We start from the raw sequence: 16,768 nt of genomic DNA, 5'->3' as shown, positions 1-16,768 counted from the left end.
CAGGGTGTTGCTGTCAGATACTGACAGGAACGTTTTTGCGGAAACGGAGCTGCAGCAGCGTTTCTTCGGACAGCTTTGCCGGACGGTCGGAACCGTCCACCAGTTCCGGCACATAGCGTACGGGACCGTCGTTGCGGATATTTGCCCCGCGCTCTGCCAGACAACTTTTGATAACGGCAAGACTGTGCTCGGCATGATGCAGCGCGTTCCCTATGGCCACACCCGACATGCCCGCATTGAAACAGGCAAGCACATCGGCCGGGCTGCTGTACCCTCCGCTGGCGATGACGGGCAGTGCGGTAAGCGAACGCACCTTTTCCAGCAGAGCACTGTCGTAACCGCAGCTGCGGCCTTCCCTTTCCATGTGGCAGATCATCAGTTCACCCGCGCCGCAGTCGGCGGCCAGCAGCACCACATCTTCCAGCGGCATGGCCGAACGCACCCGCCCGCCGTGGCTGTAAACCACATACCGGCCGTTCTCGTTCTGCACGTCCACCGAAACAATGAGCGACTGACAACCGAAACGCTTTGCCGCCGCAGTGATAACGCCGGGCCGCATATGCAGCAGCGAGTTGACCACAACTTTATCGGCCCCGTTGCTCAGCGCCCCGTGTATCTGCTCTTCCGACCCCATGCCGCCTCCGACAGCCAGCGGTACATGACATCCGGCCGCATACCGGCGTACGGCATCCAGATACGCCGCATCGCCACGGCCCGCATGGTCTATGTGCAGACACACAAGCTCATCGGCCCCCCATGCATCAAGATACGCCACCGCGATATCGGGCCTGCCCAGCGGGGTATACGCGCCGAATCCGCGAGACTGCACGCAGGTATTGCCTGTGATGAGCAGTTTGGCCATGACCCGCTGTTTAAGCATCGTCCCTGCCCCCCGCTGTCATATCCAGAAAATTGCGCAGCAGACGCAGCCCCCACACCTGACTTTTTTCAGGATGGAACTGCGTTCCCCATACTGTCCCCTGCCGGACAGAGGCCACGACCTGCTCTTCATAACGGGCAACACCCGTAATGAAAGGCTCCGGACAAAAAACCGCATAGGAATGGTCGAAGTAGAAATGTGCATGCTGCGGGATGCCCGCATACATGCCGTCGTCTCCTTGCGGCAGCACTTCATTCCAGCCCACATGAGGCAAAGAACAGAGCCGGACAGGAATTCTGCATGTCTTTCCGGCAATGATGCCTAATCCGCGAGTGGTGCCGAACTCCTCGGAACATTCCGTCAGCAGCTGCATTCCCAGACATATCCCCAGAAGCGGCCTGCCGCGGTGCAACGCATGGTCGAGCAGGGCATCGGCAAGCCCGCTGTCCGACAGCCGCCGCGCTGCGGCGGGAAACGCTCCCACACCCGGCAGAACCAGCGCCTCCGCCTGTCTGATTTCTTCCGGAGCGGAGACTTCGTGCACCACAGCACCAAGCAATGACAGCGCATTGGCAATGGACAGAATATTGCCGGCACCGTAGTTCACAACGCCCACCGACGGCGGCCTGATCCCCTGTGCGGCGTAGGAACGTATGAGTACTCCGTGCATGGCTGCCAATCCTCCGCCTGTCCCTATCCGCGGCGCGTAGCCACCGCCACCATGTGCGACGACATACCGTACCGGCTGATAAATGCCTGAAAATCATCACCTGTCTGTTCCCAGCCGTCACCGAACACATATTCAAGCAGAGGACTGCCGCTCACGTCTGCCTCACCCTGCTCCACAGCATCACGTACAATGGATGCATCAAGCCTGCCCGGTGTGAATACTGTTCTGACATCAAAACCGGTGCGGTGCAGAAGCCGGGCCAGTGATACCGGATGAAAATAATTCACATGTTCGTGGTCAAACGACTTGGAAGCCAGCCCCATGACCTGCATGTCAAACCCCTTGTAATTGGGACAGGACAACACCAGCATTCCGCCTGCGCGCAGCAGGCTGTGCGCCTTGTGCAGAAAGACAGAAGGATCAAAAAGATGTTCAATGACCTCAAACGACGCCACTACATCGGCGAAACCGGTTCCTTCCACATGTTCCACGGGCATACTAAGCGTTTCCAGCCCCTTGCCGCGGCACGTTTCCGCCAGTTCGTGCACCGGCTCCACAGCCAGCACCCGGCCGAAAAATCCGGTTTCCCTGACCACCTCGCAGAACGAACCGAACCCCGCACCCACTTCAAGAAAGGTACCCCCCTCAAGTCCGCAGGCACGGGCATGCTCCAGCAGCATGACCGCACGCGGCGCATAGATACGCTCTTTGCGGGCGGCATCGCTGGCGGGAAAAATATGCTTGTTCCAATAGGCATAATTCTTGGACTGCGCGTACATGGCATGCAAAGTACGCACATCGGGACGGGGTGAAGTGTATACCGTGCCGCATGCAGCGCACAGCACATACCCGAAACCGTCTTTTTCACCATAGGGTGCCGCATCGTCTGCCCCGCAGGCAGGACAAGGCACTCCGACCCACCGGTCTTTACGGGCAAGCAGAAAGGCCCGGTCTTCCTCGATGCACGAAAGATTGTCCGCCATAAGATTTTCAGGCCGGATATCATTTTCCTTCACGCTGTCGCTCCCCTGCTGCTAACAAATTTCACACCGCCGGCGCCCGTGCGGCACGTCAGGCACTGCGGCGCAGCCGCTGTGCCCCGCCGCGGTGACGGAACTCGGCAAAGTCAAGAAGATCACGCAACCTGTCCGGCGTTCTGAACGACGCCACACCGGTCAGTTCGTTAACATATTCGCGCTGTTCATCCGTCAGGGCATCGCGCAGAGAGCCGAACAGCTCTCGCACCCGGCGCTCCACAGGCGACCTGTAAATGCAGTAAGGGCGCCCCTGCGTCGTGAATACCGTGCTGCCCGGCACAATCCACACCGGCTTTTGCATAAGCGCGGCATAAAAAACGTGTGTACCCACGGCGTTGGTCACTATCAGGTCGTGATTCTGCATTATCTCAGCAAAAAGATACAGAAAACCGTTGCTGAAAATATGCCCGGCCGTCAGCACGCCAAAGCCCTTTTCGCGATAGAAGCTGTCGTGCCCCAGCAGAATGTCCTTCCAGTACAGCAGCACACTCACCTGACTGCGGGGTACCCCGCAGGAGTCGATGCGGCGCACAAAATCTTCTTCATCGGTGTTTGCGATGACATGATGAGAAGAATGCACAGGCACCGCCAGCACCCGCCCGGCGCAGTGCGCCTGCGGCTCAGGCACAAAAGGCAGCGCATACATGATCATGGGACCTACAGGAATGCCGACTTTGTCTGTAGTCTCTGTTACGTAGTCTGCATGAGCCTTACTTGCGGCCAAAAAGACCGGCAGCGGAGCCTGCCTGTCGGCTTCCCAGATATAACGTACAGGGTCGTTCAGAAACACGCCGTGTTCCACAACAGCTTTGAGCTGGTAATCAGGGGCGTGGCCGCAGTATTTTTTAAGCACCTGATCGTGCCCATAAAAATTGTTGGCGGTGTGAATCTCGCCGGTCACCTGCGGTCTGTCCGCGGCAAGCCGCCGCACTGTCTCTTCGCTCATCATCATCCTGTGAACCTCATCTGTTGCCGGACATGGGTGTGCCCCGACGTATATTGCAAAAAACAATCCAGTTTTCCATATGTTCGGGCAGACAGAAAAATAACGCGCACTGCAACGTCCGGCCGCGGAAAAAAACACAGGGCACGCACAAAACATAACATGCCGTAAAAAATAGCTTTAGCAGCAAAGAGCAGAGAAGAGACACGGCAGGCACCTGCACGCGCATACGGGCAGACGCGTTGCAGAGCCCGCGCCGCAAGGCTTATCATGTCTGCACCGCAAAGCTTATCGTGCCCGCACCGGCATACGGCTGTACTGTTGCGGCAAATTACAGGACGCAGTCAACGCCCCGTGGCCAACAGCGCAATTCATTATAACAGCATGAAATAAAAGCTTATTCTTTGATGCCACAAATTTCCCGCCTGCACCGCTGAATGCCGCTGCAGGCAATACTCCGGCAGAAAAATACCGCCCATCGGCGACAACCCGACACAACAAAAAAATCACGGGGTGACAGCCTGCCCCTGACGGCCTTGCCGCGGCGGCGGCCATACGGCTCCCCGTGTGTCATTTTTCTGTCTTTGCGGAAAAAACCGTAATTTCCGCGCCACCCGCCTGCGGCGACCCAGCTGCGGCACATCGGGCGGATACATACAGAAAAAGGGCAGACATATATGATGTCTGCCCCTGATGGTGCTATGTTCCGGTATGATTCAGGCGGGTGCGGCCGTGTATCCGTTCATGGACCGGCCTCTCCGTATGCCGCAAAAGATGCTGCTCCGGTCAGCTGCTTTTCAGTTCCTGAACAAGACTGTTCAACGTGTCCAGCTGTTCTGCAAGGTCGCTGAGAGAAGAAACCGTGCTGCTCACACCTTCGGATGTCTCTCTGGTGATGTTGCTTATTTCCTCAATGGCTCTGTTGATTTCTTCAGAGGTGGCCGACTGTTCTTCCGCGGCCGTGGCTATCTGCTGAATCTGTCCTGCGGTACGCTCCACGCTGTCCACGATTTCCTTAAGCGCCGTGCCGGATTCTTCCGTAAGGCCCACGGCTTCGTTCAGGCTGGCCACGGCAGCTTCCACGGAATCGATATTTTCACGCGCCACCTGCTGGATGGCCCCTATGGAATCGCCGACCTGTTTGGTGGCCCCCATGGTTTTTTCCGCAAGTTTGCGCACCTCGTCGGCCACCACGGCAAAACCGCGTCCGGCATCGCCGGCCCGCGCCGCCTCGATGGCGGCATTGAGCGCCAGCAGGTTTGTCTGGTCGGCTATGTCTTCAATAACGGTCATAATCATGCCGATGGATTCAGCCTGTGTACCCAGATGCGCCATGTTGGTTTTAAGCCGTTCGGCCTGCTCCTGCGTGTGCAGCATGGATTTGATGGACATACGCACGGTGTCGGCGCCCGCGTTGGCTTTTTCACCGGCCTGCATGCCTGCTTCGGCCGCCTCCGCAGAGTTGCGCGCAATCTCGAACACAGTGGCATTCATCTCTTCCATGGCGGTGGCAGTGCCTGCTATGCGCTCGGCCTGCAGTTCGGCACCCTGACGCATTTCCTCCGCCTGACCGGAAATGCTCTCGGACGCCGAGGTCACATGGTGCATAATGGTTTCCAGTCTGGCAGCAGCAGCGCGCATGCCTTCGCTTTTGGCATTTTCCGCAGCCTTTCTGGCTTCATCCGCTTGTTTTGCCGCCTGTTCTGCCGCTCTGGCCTGCTCTTCGGCATGGCGGCTTTTCACTTCAATTTCTTTAATGTTGTTGTTCAGCGTGGCCAGCATGGTATGCAGCGCATCTTCCAGACGGGTGATTTCATCCCTGCCCTCCACGGCAATGACCACATCAAGATTACCCGCAGCTACCTGCTGTGCGTTGCCTGTGGCCGCGCGCAGCGGCAGCAGAATACTGCGCACGATGCTTATGGCAAAAGGCAGTACCAGCAGCAAAAAGAGCACACCGACAACTGTCAGCGCAATATTGCGGGCCTCATCCAGCAGGGCCTCAAGTGTTGCCCGTATGCGCTCCCGCTCCTCCTGAATATCATCCACATACACACCGGTGGAAAGCCACAGATCAGTGCCTTCGATCATCTGGGCGTATGCCAGTTTGGGGCTGGGCTCGCGCTCATTGGGCTTGTTGAACCAGTAGGTGACAAAGCCCCCGCCGCTCATGGCTTTTTCATTGAGCTGCCTGATGTACTGGTTGCCCTTCTGGTCTTTCTTATCCATACCGGGCTGCCCGTTAAAATCGGGCCGCAGCGGATGGGCCACGGTGTACCCCTGCGTATTATAGATAAAATAATACCCGTCTCCGCCGAAACGCACCGGCGCTATGGCCGCACGCATCGCTTCCACGGGATCCTGCCCGCTGCTGCGCGCCGTCTGCGCCACATGGGCAAGGTTGGTGGCCAGAGTCTGCACGGCAAACTTCATGCTCCGCTCATACCCTTCATGCAGCACGGCTTCTGTTTCCGTAAGCGACCTGTCCTGCACTTTGTAGAGAAAATACGTATAAATGCCACCGACGATGGTAGAGAACACCAGCATCAACACCAGCAGAAAAATGATACGGCTTGCAATAGTAAACTTTCTGAGCACTGCAGACTCCTTTGGTAAAACAGGTACCACGGACAGACAGAACCTATGCTTATTATGATATATAATCCACAGTTCACTTCTGCAACATTATTTACGATATAATCTAGTTGCCGCGCTCATGCCCTGCGGTGTCTGCGTATGGCAGACAAAGTTCTCTCAGCCCCGATACGCACGGCAAAAGATCGTGCACGCCTGCATCCTGCCCCGCAACGTCTGCAGGGCGCCCTGCTGCGGCGGGCAAGGCGGCACACGCGGCCACTGCCGGAACCGGCACAGTATGCTACTGATGCCGCAATCACCATGTGCGCGGAAATAACCGCCCGCGCAGATACAAAACGGCACCGGAACACAACAGGTGAAAAATTATACAGAAAAAATAAAGAACGCCTGATGCAGGATGCACTCAGGCAGCATGGGGGCGGCAGGAAACGGCGGGCTGCTGCTTTCCGGCAAAACAGCGGCCACAAGAAAGCTGCTGCCAATAGAAAGCCGCTGCCAGACAAAACTGCTGGCAGGTGATAACTTCTGGCGGGCAAATGCTGGCGGGCGGAAACGTTTTCAGACAGGAACGTTATCAGACCAGAACTGTTTTCAGGAGAGAACTGTTTTCAGGGCATCCAGTCCGTCCGGAGAAACAACACTGGCGCGGACAATCTCGCGCGCCCCCGCACTGAGCAGAAACTGCTCCGCACGGGAAAAACGGGCTTCGGAGGCATCGCTTTTAGAAATGACACCCACCACCCTGCGGTTAAAGATGGGAGCGAAACGCGGGGGAAAAAGAGACGTGCTGCGTGTGGCGTCCTGAACCATCAGCAGCAGGTCGCAGTCCGCCGCGGTGGTGATAAGCGCATAGTAAAACCGGCGGTTTTCCAGAAACTCGCCTGGGGTGTTGATAAACCGGCCGTAGTATTCCACAGCCATACCCCTGCGGGGAACAAATTCCCCGCCGGACAGCGCCCGGATAAGCGAACTTTTGCCCGCTCCGGTCTCACCGATAAGCATGACTTTCTTCATGACGTAAACACGCGCTACGACCTTGTCAGTCCCACAACGGCGTACTGCAGCACATCGTCAAAATATCCCAGCACAGCCTTGAGCGAAGCTTCCACGCTGGCCACATCGCCCACCAGCACCAAAGACCCGCCGAACCGGTCAAGGAAGCCTATTTCGACAGAGGCCGCCTTGGTGGCGATATCTGCCGCGATGATAACCCCCTCGCTGGGAGTGATGGTCAGAATACCCAGAGCGCCTGCTGTCTCGCCGTCAAGCCCGAGCTTGAGGTACAGCCCCTGCTGCGGACTGGCGATGACATGGGCAAGCGTCACCTGTTTGCCCGGCACATATTCCTGAATGACCCTTTGTCTCGGCTCGTTACCGAATACAGACATATCCGTGCCTCCGGTTGAAAAACGCAGGCGGCGGGTACCCGGGCGCATGCGCCCGCCCGCCGCCTGCGGCACCGCCTTGTATTACAAAATTCTGGCCTTCAGCCCTTCACTGGGAGAAGGAATGACCACATGGCTGAGCACCGGACCGGATTCGCCCACACCGGCCACTCCTGCTTCTACGGCCGCCTGCACCGAACTGACATCGCCGGTCATGACCACAAAAGCCTTGCCGGCAAGTCCGGCTGCAAAGCGGATTTCGAGCAGATGAACCTGTGCGGCTTTTGCCGCGGCATCCGCGGCAAGAATACAGGAAGCGGAGGTACAGGTTTCTATGACACCCAGTGCATTTATGGAGGCATCTTCGGGTGCGCCGCCCAATGCCGGAATAACGTCGGAATGCACACTGGCCAGCACAAAAGAGTCAACAAGCATTTCACCGCCTATGCGGCAGCCTGTTTCCACACTGCTTTTCACCGCGCCGGTATCACCGGCCACAATGGCTATATACCGCCCCGGACAGGTGGGACGGGCCACCACCAGTTCCACTTCAGCAGCCTTTACCATTTCATCGGCAGTATGCATGCCCATGGCAACGCTGTTCAGCTCCACACATCCGATAGTACGCAAATCCATAATATTCACCTGCCCTTAACAAGCCTTGATGGTTACCATGCCGTCTTCCACGGACTCGACCCTGCCGCTGATGCTGGCATGCACGCGCGCCCCCATGCTCTTTTCGGGTATTTCTCCGATAAGATCACCCGTTCTGACAGTGTCTCCGGGGGCCACCACGCACACGGCCGGGGCACCGATATGCTGGGCAAGAGGTATGCGCACCATGTGCGGCGTATATTCGCCTGCGTAGCCGGGGTGTGTATCGTACTGCACCAGATCAAGGCGGCGCAGCAGTCTGCCGGTGGCCACATATCTGCTTTTTCTGAAAGGATGCGGCACCGGTTCTTCGCCTGTGCTTTCCCAGCGCACTCCCTCGCGGCGCAGCACCTGCTTGATCTGCGCGTTGATCTCGCGGGGGGAAACCATCATGGGGCAGGCAAATTTTTCACACAGGCCGCATTCGGAACACAGCAGAGCTTCCCGCGCCACGGTACCGGCGTGCATCTGGCCCTCAAGCACGCGCATAAGCCGGTGCGGATGCAGCGAGTGCCCCAGCAGATTGCGCGGACACAGGTCGGTACAGTGCGAACACTGACAGCAGATGCTGGTGGTTATCCTGCGGACTTTTTCGGGGTCCATTATCTTGCGCGCCACAACGGTATGATCGGGCGGCAGCACCAGCAGGCCGCTGGTCGTTTTGGTCACGGGTCTGCCGGTGTGGGGCAGGACGCGGCCCATCATCGGGCCGCCGTCCACCACTTTATACTCAGTTATGGCGGGACCGCCCGCAAAGGTCAGCACGTCGGAAACAAGAGTGCCCACCGGCACCTTGACCACCATGTGCCTTTTCACTTCGCCCGACACCGTCACATAACGGTGAGTGACGGGCGTGCCCTCCATGGCCAGAGCAACATTATACAGGGTTTCCACGTTGCTCACCACGGCCCCTATCTGCAACGGGATGCCCCCCTGCGGCACGGTTCTGCCCAGCACTTCGTGCACAAGCACATGTTCGTCACCGGCAGGATAAAAGTCGCGCAGTTCAAACACCTCAAGCCGTCCGGAACCCTCGCGGGTCACAGCCCCGCGCACTGCAGCCATGGCTGCCGCGTGTTTGCCTTTCAGGCAGATGATGCCGCGACGGGCGCCAGTGCAGCCCATGACGGCCAGAAGACCGCGGATGACGATATCGGGATGCGCCTGCATGAGGTAGGGATCGCTCATGAGCAGCGGCTCACATGAAGCACCGTTCACCAGAACAGTATCCACCGAGGCATCGGCCTTGATATGGGTGGGCAGACCGGCACCGCCGGCTCCGACAACCCCTGCTGATCGAATACACTCCACCGTCTGTCCAGTCATCGTCTTCCCCTTTTCATGGTCTGCGTGATTCCGGTCGTCACACAGCTACACGCGCGTATATCTGTGCCCGAGGTACCTTTACGGCACCGCGTCTACCATGCCTGTTCCAGCAGCATTCTGATATCGGCCCGCGAAGGCATTCTCGGATTGCCTGCGGTGCATATATCGTCCAGCACGTTTCTGGCGATGACATCGGCATGCTGGCGGTAAGCACTCTCTTCTATTTTAAGAGCACCTATTCTGTTGGGTATTCCCATGGATTCGTTCAGTTCGCGCACGGCCTTGATAAGGCTCTGGGTGCCCTCGCCCACCGAACCGGCAGGCAGAGACAGCATCTGTGCGATTTCGCGGTACTGCACCGCAGCGTCAAAGCTGTTGAACTGAATGACGAAAGGCAGCACCACGGCATTGGCAAGCCCGTGCGGCACATGAAAAATACCGCCGAGGCTGTGCGCTATGCTGTGGGTGATGCCCAGCCCGCTGTTGTTGAAGGCCATACCTGCCATGCAGGAGGCAAGCAGCATTTTCTCACGGGCTTCCATATCGTCGCTGCAGCGGTACGCGCGGGGCAGATATTCGAAAACATACCTGATGGCATATTCCGCGTAGATGGACGTAAACGCGTTTGCCTTGCGCGAGGTATATGCTTCAATGGCATGCGTCAGCACATCCATACCGGTGACGGAAGTCACCGAGGGGGGCAGCGTACGGGTGAACCGCGCATCAAGGATGGCCAGATCGGGAATGAGCTGTTCGTCATTGAGCGGAATCTTCACCTCGTTCACCTTGTCCGTCACAACCGATATGGCCGTGACTTCAGACCCGGTGCCGCTGGTGGTGGGAATGGCCACCAGAATGGGCCGCGGCCGCGAGGTATCAACCTTGCTGGCAAAAAAGGCTATGGCCTTGGCCGCGTCGATGGCAGAACCGCCGCCGAGCGCTATGACAGCTTCGGCATGATCCTGCATGTACAGGTGGGTACCTTTGGTGACTGTTTCCAGCGAAGGATCCGGCTCCACACCGTCAAACACGCGGTGACGGATGCCGCCCAGATCAAGATGGCTTATGAGCCTGTCGATGAAACCGGTCTTCACCATGAACGGATCGGTGACGATGAACGCCTGCTTGATGGGAAGGCGCTCAAGGGTCTCAAGGGCATCTTCGCCATAGCAGATTTTTGTTTTTCCGTAGAACTGTGTCACCCTTGCCCCCTTAATATACGATTGTTGAGCATTTGATTATGTTGCGGCGGCATACTGCGGCCGTGCCGTCTGCGGCTGTCCGCGCACCATGCGGACAATGCGGGCCGTGTGCTGCGCCGTTGCGCCCGCCCTTGCGGGCCGGAGCGGTTTCTGACGGCCGCGACGCCACAGCAATGCTGTCACGGCCGTCAGAAAACCGGCTGCTGCCGGTCGGGAATCGGGCAGGCATGTAAAAATTACTCCCGGCTGATGCCGTTCAGGCAGGCCGGCGGACAGGGTATGCCCTGCATGTGCCGGTGCTCTTTCTGTCCAGCATCTTCACACAGGCGCACACGCGGCGGGAGTCCCCGACATGTACGCCCCACGGTCATCTATTTGGAACGCTTGGGCAGAATCAGTTCCACTTCGCTGTGCGGGCGGGGAATAACGTGCACGCTGACCAGTTCGCCCACGCGGCCTGCGGCTGCTGCACCGGCGTCGGTGGCGGCCTTTACGGCACCCACGTCTCCGCGCACCATCACGGTCACCAGACCGCCGCCCACCTGTTCGCGGCCGATCAGTTCAACATTGGCAGCCTTTACCATGGCATCGGCAGCTTCCACTGCGCCAACCAGACCTTTGGTCTCTATCATACCAAGAGCATTCATCATTATGTCCTCCAGTTTTCCTTACGACTTAAAGGTTCGCTTTGATGGTTCTGAGTGCCTGACAGCTGAGGTTCTTCAGCTCTTCAGGGTCGGTTATGCCGTATTCGGTCTTCAGCATGGCCGCCACGGCAAAAAGAAGCTGTTCAAGTCCGCTGTCCGCCTTTGCGGCGGTGCAGGCCGGGCACGTGCATCCGGGCGGGCAGGCGGCAGGTGCTTCGCCCGATTCGGGGCGGGGGCCGTACACCACGGTCACACCGCGTCTGCTCAGTTCATCCCTGGCGCCGGGCGTCAGAATAACCGAGCTGTCTGCATACAATTTGTTGCTGGACTGGCAGATGTACTCGTTAAGGCACTCCACCCCTACAAGTTTCTTTTTCATTCTTTACCTCACACCGCTTGTTAGGGCCCTGACGACCGAGGCGTCCGGTCTGGCTATGACCACCGACTCGATAAGATGCCTGCCCAAAGCTGTTTTTGCAGCGTCTGCGGCTTCTTGCACAGATGCTACATCACCGCTGAACACGAAATATGATTTGCCGTTGATGCCCTGCCCTGTCACAAGACGCAGCAGACTGATGCCGGAGCGTTTGACCGCGGCATCCGCTGCGGCAATACCGGCGGAAACAGTGCGGCATTCCACAACGCCCAGCGCGCCCGGGGTACCGGGCTGCACGCTTTTTTTAAGCACCGCCAGCACCTGCGGCGACACGCCGGAAATCACGTAGCTGCCGGCAAGCGCGCTGCCGGACTGTTCCGCATGGCTGACAGCCGTCTGCACGGCCTGCCTGTCGCCCCCGAGACAGATAAAGTAGCGGCCGGAACAGATGGTGCCGGCGCGCACAAGTTCCACCTGCGCCACCTTGACCATGCCGTCCGCCAGATTCACTCCGGCGGCGATGCTTCTGCTTTCAACCAGCCCCAGCGTATCCACTCTAGCTCTCCGGTCTAATTTTCACTTCGTCGATAATACCCACAATGGCGGCATCCACAGGGGCATCGGGATTGCCCAGCGCCTTGCGCGCAGAGCTGCCGGTAACCACAAGAACACGCTCATCCGTTCCGGCGCCCACACAGTCCACGGCCACAAAACTTTCATGGCTGCTGCGGCTGCAGGCGTCTTCGCGCTGCACCACCATCAGCTTCAGTCCGTTGAGGGCGTCTTCCTTGCGCGTGGCCCACACATTGCCGATCACCTTGCCGATAATCATATGTTCACCACCCTCACAGCTGTCTGTGTATGCTGATGTTCAGGTTTTTTGCAGCTTCCGCCGCCAGCGGCGTAATCACTGCATCGCGGCGCACACACAGGCAGGCGGCACCTGTCTGTGCCGCTTGTTCCACCACGGGGGCGGTCACAAGATTCTGCCAGTGCCGCACCGCGTCAGGCGCTTTATGCGCAAACGGTCTCAGGCCGTAAGAGGCCAGCGTTTTCTCGTATGCCTGATACAGGCTGAAAAGCGGTCCCGGTGCCGTTTCGGCGTAGGTTTTGTACTCGAACTCCAGCGCTTCGACCGGCACGCCGGACAGCAGCAGTCTGAGAACTTCCTGCTGAACAGGCGTCTGGGCGCGGCCCGCTGCCAGATCAGCCATTTCGGTGCATGTCACATACGGCAGGATGTAGCGCGACGGCGTTCTGCCTGCGGTGTCTTCACCGCAGAACAGCAGGTCGGCATCTTCTCCCAGATAGCCTCTGACCATCTCGGCAAGATGCGCATCGCGCTGTTCCAGCACCATCACACAGGTTTTCCGCGGAGTTTCCCGCAGTTGCTGCAGTACCTGACGGGCTATGGCTGCTGCCAGTTCGTTGACATCCACGTATGTGCTCCTACGCGTTGCAGTTCAGGGCTATGCCCAGCGGCGTTACAAGAAAAGGATTGGCCGGCTTGTACACGGGTCTGCCGGTTTCCTTTTCAAACACCGTCTCGAAATCTTTCAGGCAGCATGTGCCGCCCACAAGATAGATGGCCGAAATATCGCGACCCTCGATATGGCGGTTCACAATGGAAGCCATCTTCTGAATAACGGGACGCACCACGGGCAAAATTTCGCGCTGGCGATCCTGATCTTTTTTCAGTTCTTCGGCTTCGGTAAAGCTGATGCGGTAGCTTCCTGCCAGCACGAGGGAAACATGAGTTCCGCCGGTGGGTTCATCCGCCACATAGGTGACCTTGCCGTCTTCTATGACCGAAAGTCCGGTAGTGCCGCCGCCGATGTCCACAATGACTCCGTTTTGCACACCCAGAACAGCATTGGCCGCCGTGGGTTCGTCCAGAATCGCAGTCACTTCCAGCCCTGCCCCTTCCACCACATGGCGGTGGGTGTTGCTGTCTTTGTGGCCGGTGCCGGGCGGCACGGCAATGGCCGCATGGGTCAGCTGCCTGCCCAGACGTTCTTCCAGCTGCTGCACAAGCCGGCGCACAATGCGGGTGGCACCCACATAATCCACCACCAGTCCGTCCTTGATGACCTGCGCAAACTCCATGGCACAGGCCACAGGACTGCCTGCGGCATTAAGCACCACCACAACGATGTATGCCGTACCCAGGTCGACCCCGACGGACAGCTGTTCGCCGGGGGTGACCTCCACAGTGGAATCTATGCACGCCTCGAGCGCGCTTATCTGCTTATCAATAGCGGCAAAGTCCATTATCCGCTCCGCACTTTCTGCCCACTATTCTGCCGCTGACGCTCTTGTTCCAGCCGGAGCTGTTGCCTTCGTCGGCGTCGATATGCATGGCCAGCCTGAACGAATCGCTGACACGCACCAGCACGTCTTCCAGAATGAGGGGGCGTTCGCCTTCAAGCCGGACACTGACCAGATCGTTGTCGTGCACACCGAAGCGGGCGGCGTCTTCGGTAGACATGTGAATATGCCTGGCGGCGACGATCAGACCTTCTTCCAGCCCCACAATACCGTCCTGCGAAGCGAGAATGATGCCCGGAGTGCCCGCCACGTCACCGGACTGACGCACAGGGGCCGATGTGCCCAGAATGCGGGCGTCGGTCTTGGAAACTTCTACCTGTGAACGGCCGCGCGAAGGACCGAGCACCGCAACGTTGTCGATGACGCCTTTGGGACCGATAAGCCGTACACGCTCTTTGCACAGAAACTGTCCCGGCTGGGAAAGTTCGCGCACAGGGGTGAGCGGCCCGCCGAACAGGGCAATGGCGTCTTCTTCGCTCAGGTGGGCATGGCGCGCCGACAGCTCCACGGGAATTTCTTCATCCGTGTTCACGCCGCAGGCGGAAACTTCACCGCCGCGGCTCCCCAACTGATCCATGACGCTGCGGATAACGCCCTCAAGGGCTTCCTGCATGGCTTTTTCGTTCATGATAGCTCCGCTTACAAATATGATCCGGCATCTGATGCGGCCGCTGTGGGCCTGCTGTCCGGTTTCCGCTGTTATGGCCGTCTTGTAAAAAGTGTGTCAGCCGCTTGCCATGCGGACAGCCTTTTTATGCGCATGGTGCGTGTGCGTCCGGGGTGCGCCTGCGGCACCTATGAAAACACAAAGGACGCTTTCAGCCGGGCGCGGAGGAGATGCCTCCTCCGCAGCCCGGTAACGTCACGGGATTACCGCCGGCGGACAGAATCTCCGCAGGGGCACCCGTGAGCCGGAATGGTTAGCCTTCCACCTTGGGAAGAATCATTTCCACTTCGCTGTGGGGACGGGGAATCACGTGCACGCTTACCAGCTCGCCCACATTGTTGGCGGCAGCTGCGCCTGCGTCGGTTGCAGCCTTCACTGCGCCCACGTCGCCGCGGACCATCACGGTCACCAGACCACCGCCCACCTGCGAACGGCCGATCAGGGTGACGTTTGCGGCCTTCACCATGGCGTCAGCTGCTTCTACTGCGCCCACAAGACCTCTGGTTTCAATCATACCGAGTGCGTTGGAAGAGGACATGCTATTCTCCTTAAAAGTCTGTTTTTATATATTGTTACAAGCCACAGCCGGGGCTTAGGCCATTTTTTTCAGTTGTTCCACGATCAGCTGCGTGATGGCCTGCACGTCAATGGAGGACGAGGCAGACGATGCAGGCTGCGCGCAGGCTGCCGGTGCGGCGGGCTGGCAGCACACGGTGCCCAGATCGTACGCGATGCGGCGCACGTTCATCAGGTTCAGCGGCGTGACGTTGTCGGAAGTGGAGCTGCCGCCCACGGCGCCGCAACCCAGCGTGAACGAGGGGAACAGCGAGGTGGAAAGGCCCACGGCACCCTGCGTTGAGGGCGTATTTACCAGCATGCGCGAAACGGGCTTCTTCATGCCGAATTCACGGATGACTTCTTCATTGCGCGAATGGATGGCAAGCGAATGGCCGATGCCGCCGTTTTTCAGCAGGGCGTGGCACATTTCGCAGGCTTCCTTCCAGTCTTCCACAACGTAAAAGCCGAGAAGAGCTGTCAGTTTTTCCTTGGAGAAGGGGTAACGGGGTCCCACGCCGGGCTCATCGGAAATAAGCAGGCGGGTACCTGCAGGAACTTCGATGCCTGCCAGTTTAGCAATGTGCAGGGCGTCGCGGCCCACTATGGCGGGGTTCATGGAGCCGTTGCCGCGCTCCATGACGCGCTTGACCTTTTCCAGCTTTTCACCTTCGAGGAAGTAACCGCCGTTTCTGACCAGCGCTGCGCGCACTTTGTCGGCGATGACGGCTTCGGTGACGATGGACTGCTCAGAAGCGCAGATGGTGCCGTTGTCAAACGTCTTGCTGGCAAAAATCTTTGCCACGGCGTCTTCGATGTCGGCGGTACGCTCAATGAAGGCGGGCACGTTGCCGGCGCCCACACCCAGAGCGGGCGTGCCGGAGCTGTATGCGGCCTTGACCATGCCGGGACCGCCGGTGGCCAGAATAAGATCGGCCTGACGCATCAGCTCGCCGCTGCCTTCAATGGTGGGCACGCTCATGACGCTCACCAGATCTTCGCTCACGCCGCAGTCATGCAGCACGCGGCGGATGATTTCCACGGTTCTGCCGATGCACTTCTTTGCGCTGGGGTGCGGCGTAAACACAATGGCGTTGCCGGACTTCAGCGAAATAATGGACTTGTAGATGGTCGTAGACGTGGGGTTGGTGGAGGGAACAATCCCTGCGATGACCCCCATGGGTACGGCTATCTCGACGACCTTTCTGGCCTTGTCGTCGTTCAGCACGCCGATGGTTTTCATATCCTTGATGGCTTCGATCAGCTTTTCACTGGCGAGGATATTCTTCTGCTTTTTATCCTGCACCTTGCCGAAGCCGGTTTCTTCCACTGCCAGTGCGGCGAGCTGCTCTGCCTGAGCGGCGGCGGCATCGGCAATCGCCTTGACGATGGCGTCCACGCGCTCCTGACCCAGCTGAGCGTACTCAGCCTGAGCAACACGGGCGGCGCGCACCAGCGCACGGGCTTCCTGAATGGACAATAAATCCTTGTCTACCATGG

Annotated in this window: 19 protein-coding genes; all 19 read right to left on the bottom strand. The window is 58.6% G+C overall.

Annotated features, from left to right (window positions below; genetic code table 11):
• Nucleotides 1-13: 13 nt before the first annotated feature.
• On the bottom strand, nt 14-880 hold the full coding sequence (locus tag H586_RS20235; protein ID WP_051364023.1) for a HisA/HisF-related TIM barrel protein: 867 nt from the start codon (nt 878-880) through the stop codon (nt 14-16).
• Nucleotides 873-1,550, bottom strand: a complete 678-nt coding sequence (gene hisH, locus H586_RS0113325) for an imidazole glycerol phosphate synthase subunit HisH (protein ID WP_051364022.1) — start codon at nt 1,548-1,550, stop codon at nt 873-875. Before hisH ends, H586_RS20235 begins: the two co-directional genes overlap by 8 nt.
• Before the next feature lie 23 nt (nt 1,551-1,573).
• Nucleotides 1,574-2,566 (bottom strand): methyltransferase domain-containing protein, encoded by a 993-nt coding sequence (locus tag H586_RS0113320; RefSeq protein ID WP_027182305.1) that lies wholly within the window; start codon nt 2,564-2,566, stop codon nt 1,574-1,576.
• A 55-nt stretch (nt 2,567-2,621) separates the two neighbouring features.
• Nucleotides 2,622-3,539 (bottom strand): hypothetical protein, encoded by a 918-nt coding sequence (locus H586_RS0113315; protein ID WP_155891399.1) that lies wholly within the window; start codon nt 3,537-3,539, stop codon nt 2,622-2,624.
• 777 nt (nt 3,540-4,316) lie between these two features.
• Nucleotides 4,317-6,128: a methyl-accepting chemotaxis protein gene (locus H586_RS0113310; RefSeq protein ID WP_027182303.1), complete on the bottom strand. Its 1,812-nt coding sequence runs from the start codon at nt 6,126-6,128 to the stop codon at nt 4,317-4,319.
• 591 nt (nt 6,129-6,719) lie between these two features.
• The gene (locus H586_RS0113300) at nt 6,720-7,142 is read right to left on the bottom strand and encodes a EutP/PduV family microcompartment system protein (RefSeq protein ID WP_011369002.1); all 423 of its coding nucleotides are present in this window, start codon (nt 7,140-7,142) and stop codon (nt 6,720-6,722) included.
• A gap of 14 nt (nt 7,143-7,156) precedes the next feature.
• A complete protein-coding gene (locus tag H586_RS0113295; protein ID WP_011369003.1) occupies nt 7,157-7,516 on the bottom strand; it encodes a BMC domain-containing protein in 360 nt (119 codons plus the stop codon).
• 81 nt (nt 7,517-7,597) lie between these two features.
• A complete protein-coding gene (locus tag H586_RS0113290; protein ID WP_027182301.1) occupies nt 7,598-8,149 on the bottom strand; it encodes a BMC domain-containing protein in 552 nt (183 codons plus the stop codon).
• A gap of 15 nt (nt 8,150-8,164) precedes the next feature.
• A complete protein-coding gene (locus tag H586_RS0113285) occupies nt 8,165-9,493 on the bottom strand; it encodes a 4Fe-4S dicluster domain-containing protein (RefSeq protein WP_027182300.1) in 1,329 nt (442 codons plus the stop codon).
• A 92-nt stretch (nt 9,494-9,585) separates the two neighbouring features.
• Nucleotides 9,586-10,695, bottom strand: a complete 1,110-nt coding sequence (locus H586_RS0113280) for a 1-propanol dehydrogenase PduQ (RefSeq protein ID WP_011369006.1) — start codon at nt 10,693-10,695, stop codon at nt 9,586-9,588.
• A 371-nt stretch (nt 10,696-11,066) separates the two neighbouring features.
• On the bottom strand, nt 11,067-11,348 hold the full coding sequence (eutM, locus tag H586_RS0113270; protein ID WP_027182298.1) for an ethanolamine utilization microcompartment protein EutM: 282 nt from the start codon (nt 11,346-11,348) through the stop codon (nt 11,067-11,069).
• A 22-nt stretch (nt 11,349-11,370) separates the two neighbouring features.
• The gene (locus H586_RS0113265; protein WP_011369009.1) at nt 11,371-11,721 is read right to left on the bottom strand and encodes a hypothetical protein; all 351 of its coding nucleotides are present in this window, start codon (nt 11,719-11,721) and stop codon (nt 11,371-11,373) included.
• A 3-nt stretch (nt 11,722-11,724) separates the two neighbouring features.
• A complete protein-coding gene (locus H586_RS0113260; protein ID WP_011369010.1) occupies nt 11,725-12,273 on the bottom strand; it encodes a BMC domain-containing protein in 549 nt (182 codons plus the stop codon).
• A 1-nt stretch (nt 12,274) separates the two neighbouring features.
• A complete protein-coding gene (locus H586_RS0113255; RefSeq protein ID WP_011369011.1) occupies nt 12,275-12,550 on the bottom strand; it encodes a EutN/CcmL family microcompartment protein in 276 nt (91 codons plus the stop codon).
• 13 nt (nt 12,551-12,563) lie between these two features.
• The gene (locus H586_RS0113250; protein ID WP_027182297.1) at nt 12,564-13,157 is read right to left on the bottom strand and encodes a hypothetical protein; all 594 of its coding nucleotides are present in this window, start codon (nt 13,155-13,157) and stop codon (nt 12,564-12,566) included.
• Nucleotides 13,158-13,167: 10 nt separating this feature from the next.
• Nucleotides 13,168-13,989: an ethanolamine utilization protein EutJ gene (gene eutJ, locus H586_RS0113245; RefSeq protein WP_011369013.1), complete on the bottom strand. Its 822-nt coding sequence runs from the start codon at nt 13,987-13,989 to the stop codon at nt 13,168-13,170.
• A complete protein-coding gene (locus H586_RS19285; RefSeq protein WP_034619297.1) occupies nt 13,970-14,674 on the bottom strand; it encodes a phosphate propanoyltransferase in 705 nt (234 codons plus the stop codon). Before H586_RS19285 ends, eutJ begins: the two co-directional genes overlap by 20 nt.
• A gap of 292 nt (nt 14,675-14,966) precedes the next feature.
• On the bottom strand, nt 14,967-15,251 hold the full coding sequence (locus tag H586_RS0113235; protein WP_011369015.1) for a BMC domain-containing protein: 285 nt from the start codon (nt 15,249-15,251) through the stop codon (nt 14,967-14,969).
• 54 nt (nt 15,252-15,305) lie between these two features.
• Nucleotides 15,306-16,766, bottom strand: a complete 1,461-nt coding sequence (locus tag H586_RS0113230; protein WP_011369016.1) for an acetaldehyde dehydrogenase (acetylating) — start codon at nt 16,764-16,766, stop codon at nt 15,306-15,308.
• Nucleotides 16,767-16,768 lie beyond the last annotated feature (2 nt).

The organism is Oleidesulfovibrio alaskensis DSM 16109 (assembly GCF_000482745.1).
Lineage (GTDB): Bacteria > Desulfobacterota > Desulfovibrionia > Desulfovibrionales > Desulfovibrionaceae > Oleidesulfovibrio > Oleidesulfovibrio alaskensis.
The sequence above is the reverse complement of the archived record's forward strand: the minus strand, read 5'-3'. Positions and strand labels throughout refer to the sequence as shown.

Excerpts from the sequence above, each read along its gene's own strand:
- H586_RS0113255 (WP_011369011.1), bottom strand. The coding sequence starts at position 12,550 with ATGATTATCGGCAAGGTGATCGGCAATGTGTGGGCCACGCGCAAGGAA.
- eutJ (WP_011369013.1), bottom strand. The coding sequence starts at position 13,989 with ATGGACTTTGCCGCTATTGATAAGCAGATAAGCGCGCTCGAGGCGTGC.
- H586_RS19285 (WP_034619297.1), bottom strand. The coding sequence starts at position 14,674 with ATGAACGAAAAAGCCATGCAGGAAGCCCTTGAGGGCGTTATCCGCAGC.
- H586_RS0113235 (WP_011369015.1), bottom strand. The coding sequence starts at position 15,251 with ATGTCCTCTTCCAACGCACTCGGTATGATTGAAACCAGAGGTCTTGTG.
- H586_RS0113285 (WP_027182300.1), bottom strand. The coding sequence starts at position 9,493 with ATGACTGGACAGACGGTGGAGTGTATTCGATCAGCAGGGGTTGTCGGA.
- H586_RS0113300 (WP_011369002.1), bottom strand. The coding sequence starts at position 7,142 with ATGAAGAAAGTCATGCTTATCGGTGAGACCGGAGCGGGCAAAAGTTCG.
- H586_RS0113230 (WP_011369016.1), bottom strand. The coding sequence starts at position 16,766 with ATGGTAGACAAGGATTTATTGTCCATTCAGGAAGCCCGTGCGCTGGTG.
- H586_RS20235 (WP_051364023.1), bottom strand. The coding sequence starts at position 880 with ATGCTTAAACAGCGGGTCATGGCCAAACTGCTCATCACAGGCAATACC.
- H586_RS0113295 (WP_011369003.1), bottom strand. The coding sequence starts at position 7,516 with ATGTCTGTATTCGGTAACGAGCCGAGACAAAGGGTCATTCAGGAATAT.
- H586_RS0113265 (WP_011369009.1), bottom strand. The coding sequence starts at position 11,721 with ATGAAAAAGAAACTTGTAGGGGTGGAGTGCCTTAACGAGTACATCTGC.
- H586_RS0113315 (WP_155891399.1), bottom strand. The coding sequence starts at position 3,539 with ATGATGATGAGCGAAGAGACAGTGCGGCGGCTTGCCGCGGACAGACCG.
- hisH (WP_051364022.1), bottom strand. The coding sequence starts at position 1,550 with ATGCACGGAGTACTCATACGTTCCTACGCCGCACAGGGGATCAGGCCG.
- H586_RS0113290 (WP_027182301.1), bottom strand. The coding sequence starts at position 8,149 with ATGGATTTGCGTACTATCGGATGTGTGGAGCTGAACAGCGTTGCCATG.